Genomic DNA, 20,513 nt, shown 5'->3' with positions numbered 1-20,513 from the left:
ACTATAACTCCTTCACCTTCAGATTGGCCAGTTCCGCCTGTTTTCTCGCGCGCCGTTTTTTCTCTTTACGGGAATGGATGACCTTAGGTGCAACCAACGCGGCAATAACAAGAATAGCCGTGATTAATTTCATATCGCCTGTTTCCAAAAAATCAACCCGAAGTGCCATGGTTACAACGATACGATAAATAATGGCTCCGCCGATGATAGCTAATGTTGCCCTTGCAATTGTTTTTGTGCCAAACAGGGATTCCCCGATGATGACGGAAGCAAGACCAATAATGATCAAACCGATTCCCATCCCCACATCTGCAAAGCCGCCATGTTGAGCGATCAGAGCACCGGATAACGCTACAAGCGCGTTGGAAATGCCAACACCAATAATGATCAATGTATCCGTGTTTGCGGAAAGGCTGCGGATCATCCGCTGATTGTCTCCTGTTGCTCTCAATGCAAGCCCGATATCTGTTTTTAAATAGTAATCCGTAAGCAATTTTATAATGAGTGTTACCACAATCATCACGAACAGGATTGCCCAAGTGCGGGGGACACTTTCCATTCCCATGGATGTTAATATTCCATTCATAAATGAATCAATACCTGTTGCCGCCCAAAACGATCCCAGCTGGTCAAACACCGTAGTTTCACTTAATAGCGGCAGAGTGGGCTGGCCCATGATTCTTAGATTAATAGAATATAACGCAATCATCATAAGTATCCCGGCCAATAATGCATTAATTTTCCCTTTTGTGTGTAAAACCCCGGTTAAACAACCTGCGATAAAACCTGCTGCAATGGCCATCATTGTTGCTATGACAGGAGATATGCCGTTGATAATGGAAATGGCCGCTACAGCCGCTCCGGTTACAAAACTGCCATCCACGGTCAAATCCGGGAATGCCAGGATACGGAAAGTTAAATAAACACCTAACGCCATAATGGCATAAATAATTCCTGACTCAAATGCTCCAAAAAGTGAAATAAGCATATGATCCTCCTATCTTCTCCAGTTGCAAAACAGGGCAAGCTTTTGCAGCCTGCCCCGAATCAAAGAATGTTTATGAAAAATACTTGGCATCTGCCACGGAAATCGTGATTGGCTTTCTATTCTTCCGGTTCCACAAATTCAGCCAATTCATCCCATTCGTCGTTCCATTCTACGTCTTGACTTTCTGCAGCATCTCTATTTATAAACAGTTGGATTTCCTCTGGATACTCCACAGGGAAGTCCTTCGTCGTCATTTCTCCCGTCAAAATCTCAGCAGCCATTTCGCCTGAACGATAACCAATGGAATAGTAATCTATCCCGAATGTGGCAAAACCGCCACGTCCAAGGGAATCAGGCTCCCCGACTAGTAGTGGAATACCTTGGGATTCAGCAACACCAACAACACTTTCCAACGCGGAAACGACCGTGTTATCCGTTACGATAAAAAACACATCTGCTGTTCCTACCAGGGACTCCGTCGCCTGCTGTACTTCTGAAGAGTTGGAAACAGTACTTTCGGAAATACTTAAGCTTGTTCCCTCTGCCGCTAGATGTACAGCTTCTACTTGAACAACCGAGTTTTGTTCTCCTGCATTATATACCAATCCAACATTTGCTCCTTCAAAATACGCATCAATAAATTCCACTGTCTTTTCGATCGATTCCGGATGCAGATCAAGCACACCGGTAATATTTTCTCCGGCCTCATCCATGGAATCAACAAGACCGGCCTCTACCGCATCCGTTACCGAAGTAAAGACGATCGGAATCTCATTTGTATTCTGTAATGCACCCAGTGCACTTGGTGTGGAATTGGCAAAGATTAAATCCACATTATCCGCTACAAAGTTACCTGCAATCGGGCCGACGTTATTTTGATCTCCCTGGGCACTTTGAAAATCGTAATCGACATCCAATCCGGCATCTTCCAATGCTGCCTGAAACCCGTTATACGCTTCATCCAGCGAAGGGTGTTCGACAATTTGCGTTGCCCCGACAGTATATGTTTCACCACCGGCTTCAGACGCTTCTGTTTCTCCTGATGCTCCATCTGTGTTTTCCTCTGCTCCACAAGCAGCCAGTGTGATTAAACCGAAGATAAATATAGAATATAAGACTTTCTTCATGACTTTTCCTCCCAGATTAATATAAAATATATAAATTTCGTATAATTATACCAATACCATACAAGATATACAACTTCTTTTTTGGCATTTTTGGCTATTTTATATGAAAACACTTCTAAAGCCCCTTGTTTTTGCCGACTAATATATCAATATATCTATTAATTTAAGTTTTCTTATAGCACTAAGGGGAATTAGATATATTTGCTCTTTATACAATTTATGTGCATATATTTAGTTTCAATTATTTATGCAATCTTTGCTCAAAAAGTTACCAGCCAGCGGCAATATATTTCATATTTCAGGAAATACAGCAGTGGAATGCAATTACTAAAAATCCAACTATATTCATATTTATGCAATTACCTGCATTCCTGATTCACGAAAAAATCCGGGGAGTGACAATTCTTTTCGGTAAAACGGGGAGCTTCTCCACCATAGTCACCAACTCTTGTCAATGGAACGAGCATTTTTGCACTGTCCCATGCCCCCACAAAAATCAGCTGCACTTTTCATTAACTGATTCATATGGTAGTAACATACGCCTATAAGGAGGTACTTCAATTGAATTACGACAACTATATCAAACAAAGCTTATATTACCGCATGCTCCCTGTTTACGAGTCTGATATCCCCTTTATTTATCAACTGATTTGTGAGATGAATCAGACCGAAACAGCACTCGATTCATTTCCCGGTTTAAATATGGAAAGACCGATCACCATTGTAGACAAGGAGCTGATGGTATGACCGAACCACCCTTTTTAACAGCTGCAGAGCTCGCCCCCTTAATTAAGTCAAGGCAGCTCTCTCCCGTCGAATTGACAGAGCAAATATTAAACCGCATCCATCACATAGATCCAACGATTAAATCTTATATTACTCCCCTCCCTGAACTTGCCCTCCAACATGCAAGAAAAGCGGAACGTGATATTATGCGAGGTTTATATAAAGGACCACTGCATGGTATCCCCATAGGTATTAAAGATAATAAATATACAGAGGGAATACGCACTACTGTTGGCTCAAAGCTTTTTGCAGATTTTATTCCTCAGCAAACTGCCACTTCCGCTCAAAAATTGCTGGACGCCGGAGGGATTATGCTTGGAAAACTGAACATGCATGAACTGGCAGCAGGATCTACTGGCACGAATCCCTATTTTGGCACGCAAAAGAACCCATGGAATATCCATTATATGCCTGGAGGGTCAAGTGGGGGAAGCAGTGCCGCTTTAGCAGCAGGGCTTGCCACATTGGCTACCGGAACAGATACATTTGGTTCCATTCGATTACCGGCAGCCATGACTGGTACGTATGGTTTAAAAGTAACTTATGGACTGATCAGTACAGATGGGGTTTTTCCAACATCGCCTTCCCTGGATACAGTAGGCCCCATGGCAAGATCAGTGGCGGACTTAGCTCTTATGCTTCAATACATGGCAGGTTATGACCCGAAAGATCCTGCCAGTCTGAAGACATCTGTACCGGATTACATGGAAGATTTAAATAAAGGAATAAAGAAGGTGAAAATTGGAATTCCTGCTCACTATATGGAAGGATTGGACAGGGATGTGGAAATTCTTTTTCAGCACGCGATAGAAACGTTAAAGAAATTAGGGGCAGAAGTGAAAGTAATAGAGATTCCGGATTTATCCATGTCCACATTTTCCGGTTATACAATTGTTACCGGTGAGGCAGCCAATGTCCACTATAAATGGCTGCAAACAATGCCAGAGGATTATTCTGCGGATATACGAACATTTTTCTTATCCGGAGCTTTAACTGATTCACCAAAGTACATTAAAGCACAGCAGGCAAGAAGAAAGATGGTGGAAGCATTTGACAATGCGTTTCAGGAAGTGGATATTATGCTCGGACCGACCATCCCCATTGTCACTCCTGCTTACGCGGAAAATTGGGTGGAACAGAACTTGGAGGTGGTAAAACGTTGCATGCCATTTACTGTACCAATCAATTTAATGGGAGTACCAAGTTTATCCGTCCCAATCGGATTATGTTCAAACGGACTCCCTGTCGGCATGCAATTCATAGGAAATCATCTCTCCGAAAAACAGTTATTACAAGTCGGAAGTGAATGGGAAAGCACCAACCCATTACATGTTACCATTTAAATCACAAGATGCCTGTCACCCCAACAAATTTCGACAAAATCCGGGGAGTGACAGGCACCATTCAAAATAAATTAGTTGTTACGGTTATTGTTTCGATTGTTGTTGCGGTTGTTATTCCGGTTGTTATTGCGATTGTTGTTGCGGTTGTTGTCATTGTCAAAATTGTTGTCATCCAGAAACTCATTTGCAAATTCAACATTATCCGCCTGGTTGCGATTGTTGTCATTGTTACGATTTCTGTTGTTGTTGTTCCGGTTGTTATTATTGTTAGCCATCTTTAACCCTCCTTGTTAAGTAATTTCCAAGTCAATCTCCAAACACAAAAAACGGAAAAATTCCAGCATTTCTCCATTTGATGTTGACTTAAATTTATTATGTCCATAAATTAATTTTCAACTCATTTTTATGTTGAAAGTCGGATTTTTTTGCTGTTTCACTTTAGTGTTACTTCAACTAATTAAAGTTTATTGATCAAAACCATTGTCAAAATAAAGTTTTGAGTGCAATTTTGTAAATAATTTGGAAGGTTTGCCACCTAACTATATTCAGTAAGAAATTGAACGTCCTCTGGCAACTATGATAAACAAAGAGTAACAATCTGCGTTAGGTCCACTGTATAAGAATTTTCACAGCGTACATTCTATATCATGTAAGAAAACTAACCTTATTGCAGGTGATATTGTGAGAATTTTGCTGATAGCCGGGAGTATTATTCTTCCTTTAATTATGTTCTATACTCAGAAACATTGGTTACGATTAAGGAGCATTTATAATTTTGCAGCGATCATAGCCGCACTTGTATTTGGAAATATTGCTTCATTATCGGTATATAAGGTCATTAAAGATAATACAGTTTTCATGACAGCCATCCATGGGGTGTTTTTAAACCCTTTTTTCTTAATTGCAGGCGCGTACTTGGGAATTTACATTCTTTATAGGCTTTTGCTCTTAAGCTTCGAAGAACAAATGGAGTAATCCGTAATGAAGTAACATGGAAAAAGGAGTGTGGTATGTAATGGAGACGTTTATTTTCTTTGCACTGGGGATTGGTTATATATGTCTGTTCATTTGGGTTCTCTTCCTTTCCCGGACACATGGGTTATTTAGTCTGACCAACGTTCTGCTGCTCGTTATTATTGGACTGATTTATGATAACTTCATCATTGCACTTGGCAGATATATTGGTGAAGGAAATACGCTGGAAAGTTTAAGTTATGTCCGATTTTGGTTACATGCGCTATTCACCCCTACCCTCATCCTTTTTGCCTGGAGTATTTGTTTCAAGTCTGATTTATCATGGGCAAAAAAAGCCTACTGGAAAGTTCTTGCATCCCTTATCACCGTCGGATTAATTTTGTATGAACTGATTACTTCAGTAAGGGGGCTTGAACTGGAGCCAAACTGGGAAAATGGCGTATTGACATACGATAGTGCTGGACAGGCAGCCGGCCCTTTTATGGTCATAGCTATCACCCTGGTTCTCGGTATTGTGAGCGTGATTTTCATCGTGAAGTTTCACTATTATTGGCTTTTTATCGGTATATTGCTGATGGTATTGGGAAGTATTTTAGGCATATGGCTCAAGTACTCCCCATTGATGAATATATTGGAATTTGTCCTCATTCTCTCCCTGGTTTTGACTAAGCGATTTGTTGGTGGCCTGGGACTGCGCTAAAATGCTCGTCCCATCGAAAAGCATTTGTCACTCCCCGAAATAACCCAAATTTTGTCGAATCTTTTTCAAACCTTTGAGTCAAATATTACAGAAAAACATATTATAAGGTTATCCCATCTTCCAAAAATGAAATTACTTTAAGAAATTATGGCTCTTTCTATGTTATCCTTCCTTCTTTTCAAAAATCTGATTCATGTCCAGATTCTTACTTCAGCACCATAAGAACGACATCAGCAACCTAAAAACACAAGGTTATCAAACCTGCAACACTTTGTTCATTCTCTGTTCATGAACATGTTCTATCTTTTACCTGAACATAATTTTTACAGGAGGATAACATGATGAACAAACAATTAAAACAGAGTAATTCATTAATTAGAGTTGCAGCCATTTTTGGCATCATTGGAGCAGGCCTGGGAGCACATATGGCTGGTGCCGGGTCCCTGCAATTCCGGCCTATTCACGCACATATTCTCGTTGCAGGGTTTCTTACACTGCTTGCATGGGGAATCTATTACCGTATGGTCAAAATCAGAGCGCCTCGTCTTGTTTCGGCCCATATATATACAGCAATTATTGGTTCCGTCGGTTTAACGGTCGGCATGTGGCTGGAGTTCATGGACCCACTTCCATTACCGGGTATTGTAAATCTCTTAACATATATTATTGGTGGAAGTATTCTGCTTATCAGCTTTGTGTTATTTTTTGCGACTACTTTCTTTATGGTGGATGAAAATAATGAAGCATAAAAGCCTCGTATGGGGAATCATTATTTTATGGCTGTTGGCGGCAGGTGCTGCCTCATTTATAGGCCCGCCTGCCAGTGAAGTTGTAACCACACCTCCCGATTCAGGCTTGCCGGAATCAGCCCCATCTATCGAGGCGGAACAGAAGGTAAAACAGGCTTTCCCGGACGAAAATGGTATTCCGCTTCTTGCAGTAGTGGAATCAGAAAAAAAATTAAAAGCTGAAATGGTCACAGACTATGCAAAAATAGTAGAATCTTCAGCAGAAGAATTTGAGCATGAGATAAAGGAGATCTTACCGCTTTCGCAGATCCCCGAAGAACATAGAGGAGAGTTTCAATCAGAAGATGCAGCTGTTTTTTTTATCCCGATGATGTTAAAAACAGAACTGGAGAACGGAGAAATAAATGAAGTAGTGGAAAATTTACAGGAATCCATAGCAAAAAGCGGGCTCCCCACTGAAATTAGCGTTTTTTTTACGGGCCCTGCAGGAATTTTGTCGGATACCATTTCGTTATTTTCACAAGCTGATCTTGTACTGCTTTTTTCAACGATTGGATTAATTTTCATTCTGCTGATCGTTATCTATCGTTCCCCGGTTTTGGCAGTAATTCCTCTTTTGGTGGCAGCCATCACTTATCAGATTGCGGATCGCTTAATCGGATTGGGCGGGGAAAAAGGCTGGTTTGTTGTCGAGAATCAAGCTTTGTCAATCATGATGGTTTTGCTTTTTGCCGTACTGACTGATTACGCATTATTAATTGTTGCTCGTTACCGGGAGGAACTGCAGACAACCAAGGAAATTATTCCTGCTATGATTCATGCTGTTCGGGGAGTATTTGAACCTATTGTATTTAGTGGAGGCACAATCATTATAGGTGTACTGACCCTTCTGGCTGCGGTGTATGCACCATACCATAACTTTGCCATCGTATTTGCAATTGCTGTGGCGGTGATGGTGCCTGCCGGTTTAACATTGCTGCCTGCATTGATTGTTGTTACTGGAAGAGCTGCGTTTTGGCCGTTAAAACAAAATACAAGTACGAAGCCATTACCAATTTGGCCAAAAATAGCTAAAACCGTAAATACACACCCGAGACGTATCATTACAGGTGTCTTGCTTTTATTCAGTCTCGGTATTATAAGCTTTTTTAACATGACCTATAATTATGACCTATTGGATTCTTTTCCGGATGATTTGACCTCCAAAGAAGGTTACGATGTGTTGTCTGATGCCTTTTCCCCCGGAGAGCTGGCACCAAATACCGTTTTAATTGAATCAGATACACCACTGGAAGAGGAATATATTTCGGCATTTGAAGGAAGCCTTAGTGAACGGGAGCAGGTTGATGAAGCCTTTCTGTTCGATATGAATGAAGATGAGACTATTGCCAATGTTCGAGTTCTATTAAAACAAAACCCTTATTCATCCGAGTCCTTGGATGAAACAGATCGATTAAGGGAAGAGATTGAAGATTATTGGCCTGGAGACGCTAATATCTATATAGCAGGAGAAGCAGCAAAGCATGCAGATATTCGGGGCCAAAATGAAACGGATACAGCGAATGTCATGATATTAATGACGATTGGGATTACGATTATTCTTGGGTTTCTGACCCGATCCGTTATTGCACCGCTGTTCATGATGGGGACCCTCCTCATTTCTTATGCTGCCTCGCTTGGTCTTGTGCGCTGCTTATTTACAGATGTCTTTAACGGAGGAGATATTAGCTACCGTATTCCGCTGTATACGTTTGTCTTTATGATTGCTTTAGGCGTGGATTATTCCATCATGCTGATTTCCCGTATAAAACAGGAAAAGAAAAACCATTCCCTTGAATCAGCAGTAAGTATTGGAATAGAAAAGACGGGTGGCGTCATTTCAGCTGCGGGTATTATTCTCGCAGGCACATTTGCCATATTGATCACCCAGCCGGTGATGGAACTTCGTCTCTTTGGCATTGCGATGGCACTGGGAATTCTTGTTGATACCTTTATTGTCAGACCATTTTTGTTGCCGGCCATCATATTGCTTTGTGGAAAATGGAGCTTCTGGCTGCCTTTTAGTAAGCGAGAAAACTAAGGACACTAATAAAACCAGTTCATTTCACAGTAAAAATGAACTGGTTTTATATAAAGCAAAGTAAGGAGTTGAGATACAAATATCTGTTATTTGCGGATTGAGACTACGGTACAGTGGTTTCACGTCCCGCCAAAAAGACTTTTCCAACTCTAATAGCCGGCCACTGTCAAGACTGGATGTAGTATAGTTTTCTTACTTTGGCAAGTAAACATTCACCCTTGTACCTTCTGTAGGTTCACTTTCAATCTCAATTCTGCCATGGTGCAGTTCCACAATCATCCGCACAATGGTTAACCCCAATCCTGACCCTTCCACCGACTGATTTCTCGAAGAATCCGCTCGGTAAAAGCGTTCAAATATACGCTCCTTTTGCAGTGACGAGATGCCGATGCCGGTATCTGAAAAGGTAACTTGGACATATGAATCAGTATCTATAATGGAAACGTCAATGCTTCCGCCGATTTGATTATACTTAATAGCATTGCTTAAGAGATTATCCCATACTTCATTCAGTAAGCCCTCATCTCCAGTATAGCAAACATCAGGTATGGAATAGGAAATCATAATTTCATTTTCATCCAGCTTCCATTGTTTATTGCGTATGATTTTCTTTAGCTGTCCGGAAAGATTAAACGCCTCTTTATTTATAATATCATTCTTATTCTTTAAAGATGAAAGCAAGAGGAGTTGATTTGTCAAATGGGAAAGCCGCTCTGTTTCTTCTTTAATAATAGACAGATATTTCAGGTTGGTACGTTGGTCCCGGTCTGCATGATGACTAATATTATTTTCCAAAAGATCCGTATATCCCTTTATATTTGAAAGTGGTGATTGAATATCATGAGAGACATTGTTCATAAAATCTTTTCTTATTTTTTCCACCTGCTGCAGCTTATCAGTCATCTTGTTAAAACTCGCAGCCAGTTCACCGAGTTCATCGTTTCTATCAATGTCCAGGTTTACTTCCAGGTTGCCATCTGCAATTGATCTTGTTCCGTTTGTGAGCGTTGTAATAGGTTTTACCAGGAATTTGGTAATAAAAATGACAAGCAATATACTAATGAAGATGGACAGTCCCAGTAACAAGGCAAATAATACTCGCAATTCGTTAAACAGCAACTTGATGTCGGGCCTGAGAAACATTGCATACCTGTTATCATCATAATTTAACGGAACACCTATGGTATTACTCAATTCATTGGCAAAGAATCCTGTAACAAACGTTTCCCTCGGGAAATTCTTCATACCGTGATAAATTTCATTATTCAGAACGGAAGAAACCGTTTCATCGGAAATCTCACTTTCCCGGAACTCGCTGCCAAAAAATTGGCCTTCACCCTGGTCGTCAACAATATATAACTGGTAGCCAATCGACCCAATATTGGATAGATATGTTTCTAAAGTAAGCTCTTGCTGAGATGAAATATAATTGGCGATTTCCAATGCAATATGCATGTTTTTTTCATCGTTTTCAGGTTTAATTACTTGATGATAGTAGGTGTTTGATATGAAAAATGCAATGAGTCCGCTAACGATTATGATCCCTATAGTAGTTAACACCAGCTTGCCATATAAAGATTTGATCATGTTGCCGCCTCCAGGGAATATCCAATTCCCCGCACTGTGTTTATCTTCACGGAACTGGAGGCACTATCCAGCCTTTGACGTAATCGCATAATATGAACATCCACCGTCCTGTCGTCTCCCTCAAATTCCATGCCCCAAACTTTCTCAATGATATGCCCTCTGGAAAACACCTGCTTTTCATGGTTTGCCAAAAAATACAACAGTTCAAATTCTTTTAAAGGCAGCATGAACGTTTTATTGTGAATATGCACTTCGTAACTATTCTTGTTTATTTTGAGATCTCCAATGTTAAGCTCCTCTATTGATTGTCTGTTGTATCTTCTCAATAATGCTCTAATACGAAAAAATAACTCCCTGGGTTCAAATGGTTTACTCAGATAATCATCTGTACCCGATAAAAAACCTTTTTCTTTATCTTCCAGTCTGTTTTTGGCAGTTAGTAGAAGAATCGGAATGTCATATTGTTCACGGATAATGGAGGTCAGCGTATAACCATCCATTCCAGGCATCATGACGTCCACCACGGCAAGATCAAAGTATTTATCATTCAACAGTTCCAGCGCCCGCTCCCCATTCAGAGACTTTCGGACTTTGTACCCTTCCCCTTCAAGATAATCCCCAACAAGATTGCACACGTTAACATCATCATCAACAATCAGAATTGCTGCCATATCTATTCACTCTTTCTAACATATTCTTTATTTAATATATCATCCCCGCATCTTCAAAAAAATAATTGATATAGCCATTAGAGGGAATACATGTAAAATAACAAAAAAACATGAACAAAAGATGAACAAAAAACAACACAGCACTTTACCACTTTAAAGCGGTGGGGGTCTGACCCCACTATTCTGTAAATTCTAATTTACTTAAATTTAATATTTATTTACTGTGGGTTAACGTTGGTTAAACAATAGGTTTGTACAATGTGGGTGTAGTAAAAATAAATTGTCTACAGGAGGGTTTTCATGAACAAATTTAAACCAAATCGACTGGTTCTTTTTTTATGTTTGTTATCTATTATTATAGTCATGGCAGCGTGCGGGTCGGAAGTCAGTGAAGCAGATCAAGCTGCAGATAACGAAGATACGGAAAATGAAAGTGAAACTTCAACCGAAGAAACGGAGGAAAATGCTGCTGATTGGCCTGAAGAGATCGTCATGGGTGTTGTACCTTCTGAAGATCAGACTTCTGTATCGCCGAGAGTTGAGCGTTTTGGAGAGGAGCTAAGTGCAGAATTGGGAATTGATGTAGATGTGTTTATGGGAACAAATTATAACGCAATTATTGAAGGATTGAACAATGAACATGTAGACATAGCATTCTTTGGACCTTTTGCATATATTTTGGCGAATGAGCGCAGCGGTGCTGAAGTATTTTCCATTGGTGCAGAAAGCGAAGATGATATTACATATCAAAGTGCCTTTATAGTACCTGCCAGTTCGGAAGCAGAAGAACTTGCTGACCTGGAAGATAAAGATTTTCTGTTTGTCGATCCTGCGTCCACTTCCGGCCACATTTTTCCCCGGTCAGCCATTATTGATGAAATAGGGATTACTAATGAAGAAGTAGACTCCTTCTTTGGCAATGTAAGCTTTTCGGGAAGCCATGATGCATCTATTCTGTCAGTTGTCAACGAAGATGTGGATGGGGCTGCAATAGCTACAGACGTAATGGATGCAATGCTTGCCCAGGGTCAGGTTGATGAGAATGACTTTAAAATCATTTCTGCCTCTGATGATATTCCCCGGGGGCCTGATGCTTATCGTGCGGAGCTTCCGGAAGACTTAAAAGAAGCAATCAGGGAATTCTACTTTTCCTATGAGGATGAACAGTTTTTTGAAGAAAGAGGAATCAGCGGTTTCTACCCTATTGAGGATGAGGCTTATGACGTTGTGCGTCAAACGGCGGAAAATTTAGAGATGAGCCCGGAAGAATTGTTAAATTAACAACAGAGGAGAATACAGTATGACAAAAGTATTTCTGGAAACAAGGGATTTATCCAAAGTGTACCCAGATGGAACAGAAGCACTAAAGAATATATCACTTTCATTTAAAAAAGGTGAATTGGTTTCCATTATTGGTCCGAGCGGTGCTGGAAAGAGTACATTCCTGCGATCCATTAACATTTTGAATCCTCCAACTTCCGGTGATGTCATATTTCAGGATGTAAATATCACAAAGGCCAAAGGCAAAAATTTAAGATTAATGCGCCGTCAAATTGGGATGATTTTTCAAGGGTTCAATCTTATAAATCGCTCCAGCACTGTTCATAACGTACTTCATGGAAGACTGGGGTATATGTCAACTTTAAAGGGAGGATTTGGAAGGTTTTCCAAAACAGATGTATTGGAAGCCTTTCGCATTTTGGAAAGGGTTGGCATGAGAGAACACGCATTTAAATGAGCGGATGAACTGAGCGGAGGCCAACAGCAGCGTGTAGGAATCGCCAGAGCCATTGCCCAAAAACCTTCCCTTATCCTGGCAGACGAGCCTATAGCCAGCCTTGACCCTGCTTCATCCGAAAAAGTGATAAAGTATTTGAAAAAAATCAGTGAAGAGGACGGCATCACTACTATTGTAAATTTACATCAGGTGGATTTTGCTAAGCAATTTGCAGATCGCATTGTCGGAATAAAAGCTGGAGAAGTGTTATTTGACGGTCAACCAGCAGAACTTTCCAAAGCAATGATTGAACACATTTATTCTCAGGAGGGGCAAAAATATGAACACTTCCGCTTACAGAGCGGAGAGCAATACGCTTAACCCTTACGAAGTACAATATAGAAAATTTAACCACAGAAACAGGAAATTAAGCCAAAACCACTTTATCATATGGGCCATTATCGCTGTTTTAGTGGTATGGTCCTGGATTGGCACAAATTTTAATATGATGGATCTCATTTCGGGTGCTGCGAATATATCCGTTTTTATATTTCAGGATATGCTCCCCCCTGATTTCACTACGATTGGATCATTTATTGGTCCTGCATTGGATACGTTATATATGAGTTATGTCGGGTTGATTTTTTCTGTTGTTTTTTCCCTGTTTTTTGGTTTTATGGCTGCACGAACTACGACCATTCATCCTGCAATTGCCATAACAAGCAGGTCATTTATCACATTTTTACGCTCCATTCCAGCGATGGTATGGGGGATCCTTCTCGTTGCTGCGATAGGGTTAGGACCATTGGCAGGTACGATAGCTTTAGGTTTATCGGGTATCGGGATACTTGGCAGAGCGTTTGCTGATTTGCTGGAAGAAATCGATTACCAACAGGTGGAAGCTGTTAGGTCAACCGGTGCAAGTTGGTTTCAAACTATTGGTCAAGGTGTTTGGCCCCAATTTAAACCAGGCTTTGTCTCGTGGTCATTATATAAAATGGATTTAAATATAAGAGAGGCAGCAGTTTTGGGAGTCGTAGGTGCAGGTGGCATTGGTTATGCGCTGGAAGGAAGCATTAGTTTGTTTCAATATCAGGAAGCAACAGTTGGGATTTTAATGATTTTTATACTCATTCTGCTTGTTGAATTTACAACAGCTTTCATACGGGAGAAGATCTTATGAATGACATGCGGCAACATAAAAATAAACTTAATAAATGGATTTTCGGCGGGTTGGCCGTTGTCTTCTTTTTGATCAGCCTGCTTCAATTGGAAATCGTCCCGGAAAAACTGTTGAACAGCTTTGCAAGAACACAAAACCTGCTGAACAACATGTTTCCGCCTGTGCTGGATGATCCCATTAATGTATGGGGTGCTGCTGTTGAGTCATTACAAATAGCTGTATTGGGAACTTTCTGGGGAATTATATTTTCCATCATTCTCGCTTTTTTCGCAGCCAAAAATCTGACGCCACACATATCAATCAGTTATGCAGTGAAAGCCTTTGCTGCGTTTGTAAGAGCCGTTCCTGCATTAATTTGGGCACTTCTGTTTATTATTGCTGTTGGACTTGGCCCTACACCGGGAATTCTTGCATTGGCTGTAAATAGTATCGGAATGCTGGTAAAAGTATATGCTGAATCGATGGAGGAAATCGATTCGGGGGTGATTGAAGCAATTAAATCTACGGGAGGCAGTCGGTTCCAAGTCATTATGCAAGGTGTCCTCCCATCCATCATGAGTATTTTTATTTCATGGTCTGTTTTTCGGTTCGATATCAACCTCCGCTATTCTGCTGTGCTCGGTGTTGTTGGTGCAGGCGGGATTGGATGGGAACTCGTCCGGGCTTCACGTATGATTGCTTACGATGAGATGCTGAGTATAACAATCGTCATGTTCCTAATGGTGTTGAGTGCAGAATATTTTACCCGATTTTTAAAACAGCGTGCAGAATGGGCCACCTTGAAAGCAAGCAAAATGTAATTAAACTGAAATCTGTTTTTGCACGGCATAACAAAGTATCAAAATGATCTCTAAAATAGTTCCGGTAATCGCTTTATGATGATCGGAACTATTTTTTTCCAGGTAATTTTTTCTATCCAATCGCTTTTAAGTAACAACACTATATGTTTCGACAATATTCGAGCAATTTCGGGGAGTGACAGCGTATAATGGTAAATAAGTCAATAGGTAATTTTACCGAAAAAAGGGTAAGTTTAACTAAAGCCCTTCATTTTCTTTGTTTTCTGAAAAGACTCATCCATCACAGAACTTTATAATAGAGCCCCTCTAGAACGTAAAAGGGATCTTGCTTTTTTATCCTGCAGAGGATACAACCTAGTGATATAAACTTAGATTTTCACGTATTATTCGTACTTGCAGGACAAGATCCATAACGCTGTCACACGAGGTCTGGAGCCTCAGGCACGTTGTTCAATGTAATCTAACGTCCTAGAGGAGCTCCATTTTCACTTCCTATAGCTTATAAAAACAAATGGCTTTAATCAGTTCATGCTTCGTGTTCTACTTAGTGAATAAAAACATCAAATAATATCATTCATGCCATGTATCCCACCATCCTTGACCTTGTTTGTGTCCGTGGTAGTGGTTTTGATGGCGGATGGTAGAAAAACAGCCTTTAGGGCTCCATCCGCATCAGCAGCGTACCACGGACATTCACTTCTAAGTTCCGCTGGCGGGGCCCCGCCCCCTTCCAGCGATCACTAAGAAGTGGCACGGCGGTCAAGGGCAAGCAGCTAAAGCTGTGGTTAAGATAGTGCTATTTTCCAGTGAATGGATCACTTTTGTCATAACTGGCTCACTGTCTATAATTACTTAATTTCCAGTTAGGCAGACTGATAGTCTATCGTTGCGGCAAATTTTTCGAAAAACAGCTTTGTATTAGCGCTGTGCAGCTTTTTGCTTATTTGATTGAGTAAAGTATAATCTTTATGATTTGTACGGTATAACGTCTGATGCTTAATCATGGAAAAGGCTAATCGAATCATCCGGTTTCCCAAAGCAATGTAAGCCTGTGGAGCGACTTTTCCGCGTTCAATGAGCTCTTTATATTTCTGTTTCATTTCCGGGTTATTACTGGCTAAAGACCGGCCGGCCTGATAAACAACATTTCGGAAAGGCTTCCTCCCCTGTTTGGAAACAGCGTAGTAAGAAGGTCTCCTATCCCCTGACTGCTTCACGACTGGGTTTGTCCCTGCCATTTTTATTAATTGTCCCGCATGATCGAAATCAGAAATATCCTCCATTTCCGCGTATAATTCAGCTCCAGTAACGACTCCAATACCCGGCACGCTAAGAAGGACCGCCCCCTCTGTCTGTACAAATAAATCCTCAATCTCTCTTTCCAGCTTTTTAATCTGTTTATTTAATAATTCCAGTTGATCCAGACGCTGATTAAGCAGGAATTGATCCGCCTGGACACATTCCTTTGGCTGTGAAATGGATTGATTGGCAAAATCAAGCAAGCATTGAATCGTATCATCTCGCAGTTTTAGATTTTCACGTACCGAAAGAGCACGTAAGCCTTTCACTCCAAGTTCCACGATATCGCTTGGATGTGGGCAATTTCTCATGATGTAAACCGACGACTTCCCAAATAAATCGGAAAAGGGCTTTTTCTGTTCTCGCTTGCCGTTTTCCCATACACTTTTCCCTTGAAATTCGCGGAATATATGGTCTAAATGGACACGTATTTGATTTTGTACAGATGAACGCTCTGCCACTAACTCACGTCTTGCACGAGTTAGCTTTTGCAGGTTATTCATCGTATCCGAGCTTAATTCATGCGTTGTGCCATGACCGTATATTATCGCTTGTACAATCGCCATTAAATCCAGGTTGTCTGTCTTGGATGAATTTAAAAGCATCTCCCGTACTTGTGCTGTGGTCGCTGCATTTATAACCCGAACCATATAACCCTCTTTATAACTGCGCCTCACCAGATCCTCATAATAATGCCCCGTTGTTTCAATGCCAATAACAACCTCTTTCATTTTATGTTTTTTCTTTTCACTCTCAACCAAATTCCTTACCTTCTCAAATCCAGTCCCGGATGCATCAAACTCAAATGGTTTTACCAGAATATCTCCATAAAATGTACAGATTGTGGCCTTATGCGTATACTTCGCTGCATCCACCGCTACGATTAATATCTTTTCTCCTCCTGTTTTTCGAATAAATTCTGCCCATCGACTTCCATTCTTACCTTGAATATGGTTCAATAATGTATGGACCATCATTTTCATCTCCTTTGAGTGATTAGTAATTGGAAGTTCTGTGATAGGTACTTCTATTTTACATTGAAAATGATGGTCTTTCTTCATTTATGAACTATTTACTATACTAGGCACCCCAAAAGTTGGTATACTATTATTAACTTTTATTTTCCGGGATGTAGCTCAGCTTGGTAGAGCACTAGCATGGGGTGCTAGGGGCCGCAGGTTCAAATCCTGTCATCCCGATCATGGGGTCTGACCCCCCAATTCTAAATGTTCGGAATGTTCGCTATTGCAGTGCCTGTCACTTCCCGGTTTTTGTCGAGTTTAGGGATGAATGGGTTTAGTAAAACTTTTATTAAGGGTTCCCTTGTAACTGTAAAGGTGTTAGGGCATAATTAAGCTGATAGCAACGTCGTCTCTAAAGGAATGAACATGTCCATGAACACCGATCGACAGATAACCAGAAGAAAGATTTTCCTCATCATTACTTTCTTCTTCCTTATATTAACCAGCTTTCGATTTAGCTGGATGATTTATCATCAAACGCCTGACCACCCTCAAGCCGAGCAAGGTGTAATTGATTTAACAGATTGGGAGTTTAGTGACAATCAGGTGATAACGCTTGATGGTGAATGGGAGTTTATCCCCAACCAATTTATAGAACCATACGAAGATGTCAGCAACGAAGAAAAAATTTTAATTTCTGTTCCCGATGATTGGAACAGTTATCAAGAAAATGAATCTGCCTACGGTTACGGGACATATCGGCTCAACATGCATCTTCCTAATGAAGAGCAACAACTTTATGGTCTCCGGATGACTAGTGTGAGGTCAGCCGGAGCCGTATTTATAGATGGAAATTTGATGGTTGAATCCGGGGCTCCTGCAACAATAGCTGAACAATCAGAAGGTGCACGTTTTCCTTTTTCTACGTTTTTCCACACTGAAACGAATGAATTGGCATTAACGGTACATGTCTCCAATTTTGAAATACCTTTTTGGGGAGGTATTAATGAATCTGTTCAAATAGGTACAGCAAATGCAATTTCAACAGAAAATAACAGATCCATTACATTGCAAATCGTTGTTGCTGTTATTTATTTATTACATAGTATGTACGCCTTTATAGTATATTTTCTCGGAAAGGGAAGATATCAAAAAGAAATTTTATTCTTTGGATTTATGCTGTTAGCGCATGGGGTTACTATTTTAATAGATGACGACGGTGCATTACAGCTGCCAATCGATTTAATCTGGTACTATAAATTATTGCTATTTTTATTTATTAGTACGCTGCTGGCTTTAGCCACTTTTGTTAAGTATTTATTTCGGGTAAAAACCAGGTTTTATGCTCTGATATTATACTTAGCCATTTTTTCAGTAGTCATTGGCTTAATATTGCCTTTTCATTATCTGGCCTATTTAGCAGTGCTTGTTATCATACTATATATATTGGCTATAACGTTTTTATTTATGGAAACGATAAAGGCAGTTCGAAATAATGACCCGGATGCCATTTTCATATTGTTATTCGTTACAAGTTATACTTCTAATGTAATTTGGGGTGCTTTAATCATATTGGGATTCGTGGACATTCCATATTACCCGTTTGATTTTCTCATTTCCATTATTATGATCGCCCTGCTTCTTTTCAATCGCCATATACGTATGGCGCAAATAAATGAACAGCAAACAAAAGAACTACAGGAAGCGGATAAGTCGAAGGATGAATTTTTGGCAAACACATCCCATGAATTGCGAAATCCATTACACGGGGTTATTAATATTGCGCAAACCATTTTAGATGATAAAGAAGAAAAATTGTCGGAGAAAAATAGGGATAACCTGAAGCTTTTGATAAATGTAGGTCAGCGAATGACATTTACACTGAATGATCTGCTTGATGTCACTCGCCTGCAGGAACATCGTATAAAGCTGAAAAAGGACAATATAGATCTCCGAACAGTGAGCCATGGTGTTTTGGATATGGTTCGCTTTATGGCGGATGGAAAAGAACTTCAGTTTAACCTTAATATTCCGCATGCTTTTCCAAATGTACATGCAGATGAAAACCGGCTCATTCAAATCCTGTTCAATCTGCTTCATAATGCGGTTAAATATACGAATAGCGGAACTATAACAATATCTGCGGATCATAACAATAAAATGGCTAAGGTGTATGTGCAGGATACCGGAGTTGGCATGAGTAAGGAAGTGCTCAACAAAATCTTTCAGCCTTATGAGCAGGAGGATTCAAGTATAACTTCCATAGGCGGCGGGCTAGGTTTAGGTCTGAGCATATGTAAGCAATTGGTTGAATTACATGGCGGGGAGATTATTGTGGATTCAATGAGTGGTAAGGGATCTACATTTTCTTTTACACTCCCGTTGATTGGAAGCTCTGCACATGAGGCAGAAAGGAAGTCAGAGGCCGCTGCTACCATTGATTCCGTACAGGAAGTCAATGTAGTAGATGAGGCTGAACATTCTAATAACCACTTTGGAATGAGAGGAAGCAAAGCAAAAATATTAATTGTGGATGATGACCCTGTAAATTTAAGAGTGCTAGAAACGATGCTGGCTTCAGGATATGAAGTCATTACTGCCTCAAGTGGTGAGCAGGCATTAGATTTGGTTAATGATGGAAGGTTGGATTTGATTATTTCTGATGTAATGATGCCATACATGTCAGGTTATGAGTTAACGAGCATAATCCGCAATCAATTCACAATTTCTGAATTACCTGTTTTGCTGCTTACGGCACGTAATCAGCTTGAGGATATTTATACCGGCTTCCATGCAGGTGCCAATGATTATATCGTCAAGCCGGTGGATGCATTGGAATTAAAAGTACGGGTTAGAGCTTTAACGAATTTAAGACAATCCATCCAGGAACAGCTTAGACTGGAAGCGGCCTGGCTGCAATCCCAAATCCAGCCGCACTTCTTATTCAATACATTAAATACGATTGCTTCACTCAGTGAAATTGACACAGACAGAATGACTATGCTGCTGAATGAATTTGGAAATTATTTAAGAAAAAGCTTTGATGCAAATAATACAGAGTCCCATGTACCGCTTGAGAATGAGCTGGATTTGATCAAATCCTATTTGTATATTGAACAGGAACGTTTCGGGGATCGATTACAAGTGAAATGGGAAATGGAAGAAAGTCTGGAGTTTTATATTCCACCTTTGACGGTTCAACCCCTTGTGGAAAATGCAGTCAGACACGGGGTGCTTAAACAGTTAAATGGAGGAACAATTACCATACGGATTACCGATCAGTATTCTCATTTTGAAATCGTGATTGTGGATGAAGGAGTAGGAATGGAACAAGAGAAGATTAGGGAAATACTTGATGAACAGCCAAAAAATGAAAATGGAATTGGTGTCGCCAATACAAATAAACGATTAAAAAAGCTGTATGGAAAAGGTTTAAAGATTGAAAGCGAACCCGGCAAAGGAACTACAGTCAAATTTGAAGTGCCGAAATGAGGGTGCCTGTCACCCCCCGAAAAAGCTCGAATTTTGTCGAACAAGTTCTAGAAG

15 protein-coding genes, 1 tRNA gene and 1 pseudogene are annotated in these 20,513 nt (G+C 40.4%); 12 read left to right on the top strand and 5 right to left on the bottom strand.

All coding sequences use genetic code 11. From position 1 onward, the window contains the following. Position 1 precedes the first annotated feature (1 nt). Both ACZ42C_RS01720 and ACZ42C_RS01715 read right to left on the bottom strand, forming a co-directional pair. Complete coding sequence (locus ACZ42C_RS01720; protein WP_461183213.1) at positions 2 to 988, bottom strand: ABC transporter permease; 987 nt, start codon at positions 986 to 988, stop codon at positions 2 to 4. Between the two features lie 116 nt (positions 989 to 1,104). Next, complete coding sequence (locus ACZ42C_RS01715) at positions 1,105 to 2,115, bottom strand: ABC transporter substrate-binding protein (protein WP_461183214.1); 1,011 nt, start codon at positions 2,113 to 2,115, stop codon at positions 1,105 to 1,107. Between the two features lie 561 nt (positions 2,116 to 2,676). Here ACZ42C_RS01715 and ACZ42C_RS01710 point away from each other — a divergent pair. The 6 genes from ACZ42C_RS01710 to ACZ42C_RS01685 all read left to right on the top strand — a co-directional run bounded on the left by ACZ42C_RS01710 (position 2,677) and on the right by ACZ42C_RS01685 (position 8,748). Then, positions 2,677 to 2,862, top strand: a complete 186-nt coding sequence (locus tag ACZ42C_RS01710) for a hypothetical protein (RefSeq protein WP_461183215.1) — start codon at positions 2,677 to 2,679, stop codon at positions 2,860 to 2,862. Next, positions 2,859 to 4,244: an amidase gene (locus ACZ42C_RS01705; RefSeq protein ID WP_461183216.1), complete on the top strand. Its 1,386-nt coding sequence runs from the start codon at positions 2,859 to 2,861 to the stop codon at positions 4,242 to 4,244. The genes ACZ42C_RS01710 and ACZ42C_RS01705 overlap by 4 nt, the downstream gene beginning before the upstream one ends. Positions 4,245 to 4,291: 47 nt before the next feature. Continuing rightward, positions 4,292 to 4,525, top strand: a complete 234-nt coding sequence (locus tag ACZ42C_RS01700) for a hypothetical protein (protein WP_461183217.1) — start codon at positions 4,292 to 4,294, stop codon at positions 4,523 to 4,525. Between the two features lie 734 nt (positions 4,526 to 5,259). Then, positions 5,260 to 5,919, top strand: a complete 660-nt coding sequence (locus ACZ42C_RS01695) for a hypothetical protein (RefSeq protein WP_461183218.1) — start codon at positions 5,260 to 5,262, stop codon at positions 5,917 to 5,919. 338 nt (positions 5,920 to 6,257) lie between these two features. Then, entirely contained in the window at positions 6,258 to 6,668 is a 411-nt protein-coding gene (locus ACZ42C_RS01690; protein WP_464891315.1) for a hypothetical protein, read from the top strand. Further along, positions 6,658 to 8,748 carry an MMPL family transporter gene (locus ACZ42C_RS01685; protein ID WP_461183220.1) on the top strand — a complete coding sequence of 697 codons (2,091 nt, stop codon included), beginning with the start codon at positions 6,658 to 6,660 and terminating at the stop codon, positions 8,746 to 8,748. The genes ACZ42C_RS01690 and ACZ42C_RS01685 overlap by 11 nt, the downstream gene beginning before the upstream one ends. Positions 8,749 to 8,940: 192 nt before the next feature. On the opposite strand, the gene ACZ42C_RS01680 is transcribed toward ACZ42C_RS01685, so the two are convergent. Beyond that, positions 8,941 to 10,335, bottom strand: coding sequence for a sensor histidine kinase (locus ACZ42C_RS01680; RefSeq protein WP_461183221.1), 1,395 nt, complete (start codon positions 10,333 to 10,335; stop codon positions 8,941 to 8,943). After that, positions 10,332 to 11,006, bottom strand: coding sequence for a response regulator transcription factor (locus ACZ42C_RS01675; protein ID WP_461183222.1), 675 nt, complete (start codon positions 11,004 to 11,006; stop codon positions 10,332 to 10,334). Before ACZ42C_RS01675 ends, ACZ42C_RS01680 begins: the two co-directional genes overlap by 4 nt. A gap of 300 nt (positions 11,007 to 11,306) precedes the next feature. Here ACZ42C_RS01675 and ACZ42C_RS01670 point away from each other — a divergent pair, with 300 nt between their 5' ends. From ACZ42C_RS01670 to phnE (ACZ42C_RS01655), 4 genes and pseudogenes are all read left to right on the top strand, one after another. Beyond that, positions 11,307 to 12,287 (top strand): phosphate/phosphite/phosphonate ABC transporter substrate-binding protein, encoded by a 981-nt coding sequence (locus ACZ42C_RS01670; protein WP_461183223.1) that lies wholly within the window; start codon positions 11,307 to 11,309, stop codon positions 12,285 to 12,287. Positions 12,288 to 12,306: 19 nt separating this feature from the next. Then, positions 12,307 to 13,104: pseudogene (gene phnC / locus ACZ42C_RS01665) on the top strand (phosphonate ABC transporter ATP-binding protein). Further along, complete coding sequence (gene phnE, locus ACZ42C_RS01660; RefSeq protein WP_461183224.1) at positions 13,064 to 13,906, top strand: phosphonate ABC transporter, permease protein PhnE; 843 nt, start codon at positions 13,064 to 13,066, stop codon at positions 13,904 to 13,906. The pseudogene phnC and the gene phnE (ACZ42C_RS01660) overlap by 41 nt, the downstream one beginning before the upstream one ends. Next, positions 13,903 to 14,706: a phosphonate ABC transporter, permease protein PhnE gene (gene phnE, locus ACZ42C_RS01655; protein WP_461183225.1), complete on the top strand. Its 804-nt coding sequence runs from the start codon at positions 13,903 to 13,905 to the stop codon at positions 14,704 to 14,706. The genes phnE (ACZ42C_RS01660) and phnE (ACZ42C_RS01655) overlap by 4 nt, the downstream gene beginning before the upstream one ends. A gap of 863 nt (positions 14,707 to 15,569) precedes the next feature. On the opposite strand, the gene ACZ42C_RS01650 is transcribed toward phnE (ACZ42C_RS01655), so the two are convergent. Then, positions 15,570 to 16,982 carry an IS110 family RNA-guided transposase gene (locus ACZ42C_RS01650; protein ID WP_464891251.1) on the bottom strand — a complete coding sequence of 471 codons (1,413 nt, stop codon included), beginning with the start codon at positions 16,980 to 16,982 and terminating at the stop codon, positions 15,570 to 15,572. Between the two features lie 148 nt (positions 16,983 to 17,130). Here ACZ42C_RS01650 and ACZ42C_RS01645 point away from each other — a divergent pair. After that, positions 17,131 to 17,204 (top strand) — tRNA-Pro (locus tag ACZ42C_RS01645). Positions 17,205 to 17,399: 195 nt separating this feature from the next. Then, positions 17,400 to 20,459, top strand: coding sequence for a hybrid sensor histidine kinase/response regulator (locus ACZ42C_RS01640; protein WP_461180171.1), 3,060 nt, complete (start codon positions 17,400 to 17,402; stop codon positions 20,457 to 20,459). The last annotated feature ends 54 nt before the right edge of the window (positions 20,460 to 20,513 follow it).

The organism is Virgibacillus kimchii (assembly GCF_055379185.1).
Note: the sequence above shows the minus strand (reverse complement) of the source record. Positions and strands in the feature narration are given on the sequence as shown.